Source organism: Streptomyces sp. NPDC056948, assembly GCF_042674225.1.
GTDB classification, from domain to species: domain Bacteria; phylum Actinomycetota; class Actinomycetes; order Streptomycetales; family Streptomycetaceae; genus Streptomyces; species Streptomyces purpurascens.
The window spans coordinates 1-3,984 of record NZ_JBHUQX010000617.1 but is presented as its reverse complement, the minus strand read 5'-3'; the positions used below and the strand labels follow the sequence as shown (position 1 = coordinate 3,984).

At 70.9% G+C, this 3,984-nt stretch carries 4 protein-coding genes; 3 read left to right on the top strand and 1 reads right to left on the bottom strand.

Annotated elements, in window-relative coordinates; all coding sequences use genetic code 11:
• Nucleotides 1-11: 11 nt before the first annotated feature.
• Nucleotides 12-659, bottom strand: coding sequence for a bifunctional 4-hydroxy-2-oxoglutarate aldolase/2-dehydro-3-deoxy-phosphogluconate aldolase (locus ACFTZL_RS42255; protein ID WP_382595142.1), 648 nt, complete (start codon nucleotides 657-659; stop codon nucleotides 12-14).
• A 96-nt stretch (nucleotides 660-755) separates the two neighbouring features.
• Between ACFTZL_RS42255 and ACFTZL_RS42250 the strand changes: the two genes are divergently transcribed.
• The 3 genes from ACFTZL_RS42250 to ACFTZL_RS42240 all read left to right on the top strand — a co-directional run bounded on the left by ACFTZL_RS42250 (nucleotide 756) and on the right by ACFTZL_RS42240 (nucleotide 3,920).
• Nucleotides 756-1,541 carry a DeoR/GlpR family DNA-binding transcription regulator gene (locus ACFTZL_RS42250; RefSeq protein ID WP_382595139.1) on the top strand — a complete coding sequence of 262 codons (786 nt, stop codon included), beginning with the start codon at nucleotides 756-758 and terminating at the stop codon, nucleotides 1,539-1,541.
• 46 nt (nucleotides 1,542-1,587) lie between these two features.
• Nucleotides 1,588-3,123 (top strand): tRNA (N6-isopentenyl adenosine(37)-C2)-methylthiotransferase MiaB, encoded by a 1,536-nt coding sequence (gene miaB / locus ACFTZL_RS42245; RefSeq protein WP_382595136.1) that lies wholly within the window; start codon nucleotides 1,588-1,590, stop codon nucleotides 3,121-3,123.
• Nucleotides 3,124-3,206: 83 nt separating this feature from the next.
• Entirely contained in the window at nucleotides 3,207-3,920 is a 714-nt protein-coding gene (locus ACFTZL_RS42240; protein WP_382595133.1) for a class III extradiol dioxygenase subunit B-like domain-containing protein, read from the top strand.
• Nucleotides 3,921-3,984 lie beyond the last annotated feature (64 nt).

Genomic DNA, 3,984 nt, shown 5'->3' with positions numbered 1-3,984 from the left:
GTGCCCGGGCGTCAGGCCCGGGCTTCTTCGATGGACCGCAGGACGGTCCGGGCCGCTTCGGTCACGCGCCGGTAGTCACCGTCGGGACGGGCGGCCTTGGTCACGGAGCTTCCGACGCCGACCGCGACGACACCGGCGTCGAACCATGCCTTCACGTTGTCGGGCGAGACGCCGCCCGCAGGCATGAGCGGTGCCTGGGGGAGGGGAGCCTTGACGGTCCGGACGTACTCGGGGCCCATGAACTCGGCGGGGAAGAGCTTCACGATGTCGGCGCCCGCCTGCATCGTGTCGACGATCTCCGTCGGGGTGAAGGCACCGCTGACCGTGACGGCCTGATAGCGGTTGGCGGCCGCGATCATCGCCGGGTTCAGATTGGGGCTCACCAGCAGGTTCGCCCCGGCCGAGACGCAGGCGTGGGCCGCCTGTTCGTCCAGGACCGTCCCGGCGCCGACGACCACTCCGTCCTTGCCGTGGCGCTCGGACAGCTTCGAGATGACATCCAGCGCGCCCGGCACCGAGAGCGTGATCTCCAGTGCGCGCACACCGCCCTCGATCGCGGCCTCGGACACGGCCAGGGCCTCTTCCGCGCTGTCCAGCCGGACGATCAGCAGGGCTCCGGTGCGGACGATCGCGTCAAGAGATTGAAACTTCGTTACCATGGCGGCACACGCTAGAACATGGATTCACATATTGTCACTAGATCGGAAGCGGGAAGTTAATCTGATCTCCCTCGGTACCGTTCTGGAGGAGACGTGATGGTCAGGGCACCGCTGATTCCGGAACAGCGGCACCAGGAGCTGCTGCGCCTGCTGCGGAGCACCGGCGTGCTGAGCATCCGCGAGCTCATGACGCGGTTGGACGTCTCCCACATGACGGTGCGCCGTGACATCGCCGCCCTGGAGAAGAGCGGCCAGGTGATCTCGGTTCAGGGCGGCGTCAGGCTGGCGGACTGGACGGGGCACGCCCCGCCCCGCGAGAGGGCGTCCCGGGCGCACCTGGAACTTCCCCGCAAGCAGGCCATCGCCGAGGCCGCGGCGGGCCTCGTCGAGGACGGCATGGCGGTCTTCCTCGACGCGGGAACGACCTGTCAGTCCACCGTCCCGTTCCTGGCCGGCCGCAAGGACCTCACCGTCGTCACCAACGACTTCCACGCCGCGATCGCGCTCTGCGGCCTTCCGGAGATCCGCGCCATTCACACCGGGGGCGAGATCGACGTGTCGAGCGGATCGAGCAGCGGGCCGCTCGCCGCCCGGGCCATCGGGGCGCTCAACATCGACGTCTGCTTCCTGAGCGCGGGCTCCTGGGACCTGGCCCACGGTGTGACCAGTCCCTCGACCGACAAGGTGCTGCTCAAGCAGACCGTGATGCGAGCGGCGACATCGGTCGCCCTGCTCGCCGACAGCACGAAGTGGGGCATCGTCGAGCGGTTCAACGTGACCCCTCTGAACGGGCTCGACACCATCGTCACGGACGACGGTCTGCCGCCCGCGGTCGTCGACCGCATCGCCGAGGAGGGCCCGTCGGTGCTGCAGGCGTCCTGAGCCGGGCTGTACGCGGCCCTCGCCCGGGAGCGCCTACCCTTGAGCCATGACCATCAGCAGCGACCGGAGCCCGGCAGTGGATAAGCAGACATCCAGGACATATGAAGTTCGCACCTACGGATGTCAGATGAACGTCCACGACTCCGAGCGATTGTCCGGTCTGCTGGAGGACGCGGGCTATGTGCGCGCCCCCCAGGGTTCCGACGGCGAGGCGGACGTCGTCGTCTTCAACACCTGTGCGGTGCGGGAGAACGCCGACAACAAGCTGTACGGCAACCTGGGCCACCTCGCGCCGAAGAAGGCGAGCCGCCCCGGCATGCAGATCGCGGTCGGCGGCTGTCTGGCGCAGAAGGACCGCGACACCATCGTGAAGAGGGCGCCCTGGGTGGACGTCGTCTTCGGCACGCACAACATCGGCAAGCTGCCGGTCCTGCTGGAACGCGCGCGCGTGCAGGAAGAGGCGCAGGTCGAGATCGCCGAGTCGCTCGAGGAGTTCCCTTCGACGCTGCCGACGCGCCGCGAGAGCGCCTACGCGGCCTGGGTGTCGATCTCCGTCGGCTGCAACAACACCTGCACGTTCTGCATCGTCCCGGCCCTGCGCGGCAAGGAGAAGGACCGGCGCCCCGGCGACATCCTCGCCGAGATCGAGGCCCTGGTCGGCGAGGGCGTCTCGGAGATCACGCTGCTCGGCCAGAACGTCAACGCGTACGGCTCCGACATCGGCGACCGCGAGGCCTTCAGCAAGCTGCTGCGCGCCTGCGGCGGCATCGACGGCCTGGAGCGCGTCCGCTTCACCTCCCCGCACCCGCGCGACTTCACCGACGACGTCATCGCCGCCATGGCCGAGACGCCGAACGTGATGCCGCAGCTCCACATGCCGCTCCAGTCCGGCTCGGACCCGGTCCTGAAGGCCATGCGCCGCTCCTACCGCCAGGAGCGCTTCCTGGGGATCATCGACAAGGTCCGCGCCGCCATCCCGCACGCGGCGATCAGCACCGACATCATCGTGGGCTTCCCCGGCGAGACCGAGGAGGACTTCGAGCAGACGCTGCACGTGGTGCGCGAGGCCCGCTTCGCCCAGGCCTTCACCTTCCAGTACTCCAAGCGCCCCGGCACGCCGGCCGCCGAGATGGACGGCCAGATCCCCAAGAAGGTCGTCCAGGAGCGCTACGAGCGTCTCGTCGCCCTCCAGGAGGAGATCTCCTGGGAGGAGAACAAGAAGCAGGTCGGCCGCACGCTGGAGCTGATGGTCGCCGAGGGCGAGGGCCGCAAGGACGAGACCACCCACCGGCTGTCCGGCCGCGCCCCTGACAGCCGCCTCGTCCACTTCACCAAGCCGGACCAGGAGGTCCGCCCCGGTGACGTGGTGACGGTCGAGATCACCTACGCCGCTCCGCACCACCTGCTCGCCGAGGGCCAGGTGCTCGACGTGCGCCGCACGCGCGCGGGCGACGCCTGGGAGAAGCGCAACGCCGAGAAGGCGGGCATGCCGGCCCAGCCGACCGGAGTGCTGCTCGGCCTGCCGAAGGTCGGGGTGCCCGAGCCGCTCCCGGTCGCGACGAGCGGCTGCGCCTTGGACTGACCGGCCTCACCGGCGGCGACCCACAGCCGGTTCGCCGGGCGCGGGATGCGTGCGAGTGGGTCCCCGGGGTTACCCTGCCGATCATGCTTGTCGCCGCCGCTGTCTGCCCCTGCCCGCCCCTTCTGGTCCCCGCGGTCGCCGCGGGCGCCGCACCGGAGCTGGACGCCGCGCGGGCCGCCTGCACGGACGCCCTGGGTGTGCTCGCCGCCGCCCGGCCCGACCGGCTCGTCGTCGTCGGGCCGGTGGGGAGCGCCGGGCCCGAGACCTACCCGGAGGGCACACGGGGCTCGTTCCGGGGCTTCGGTGTCGATCTCGACGTACGGCTGGGGCCCGCCGCGGGCCCACACGGAGAACAACGGCTGCCGTACTCGCTGGCGGTGGCCGCCTGGCTGCTGGAGCGGACCGGGTGGTCCGACGCCCCGGTCGAAGGGCTCGGTGTGGGGGAATCGCTCACGCCCGAGAGGTGTGTGGGGACCGGACGGGACATCGCCACACGGGCCGAGCGGGTCGCGCTGCTGGTGATGGGAGACGCCAGCGCGTGCCGGACGCTCAAGGCCCCGGGCTATCTGGACGAACGGGCGGCGCCCTTCGACGCGGAGGTCGCGCGGGCGCTCGGCGCGGCGGACGCGGCCGCCCTCACGGCGCTGGACGCACGGCTGGCGCACGAACTGAAGGCGTCCGGCCGGGCCTCCTGGCAGGTCCTGGCGGGTGCGGCCGAGGGCGCGGACCTCGGCGGGTCACTGCTGTACGAGGACGCGCCGTACGGCGTGGGGTACCTCGTGGCCACCTGGTCGTAGACCGGGCGGCGCCCCAGGTCTGCAGGGCACGGGAAACGGCGGACGGCCGGGAGCCCTCGAGCTC

Bases quoted from the DNA above. Each gene is read 5' to 3' on its own strand.
- ACFTZL_RS42255 (WP_382595142.1), bottom strand. From the start codon at position 659: ATGGTAACGAAGTTTCAATCTCTTGACGCGATCGTCCGCACCGGAGCC.
- ACFTZL_RS42250 (WP_382595139.1), top strand. From the start codon at position 756: ATGGTCAGGGCACCGCTGATTCCGGAACAGCGGCACCAGGAGCTGCTG.
- miaB (WP_382595136.1), top strand. From the start codon at position 1,588: ATGACCATCAGCAGCGACCGGAGCCCGGCAGTGGATAAGCAGACATCC.
- ACFTZL_RS42240 (WP_382595133.1), top strand. From the start codon at position 3,207: ATGCTTGTCGCCGCCGCTGTCTGCCCCTGCCCGCCCCTTCTGGTCCCC.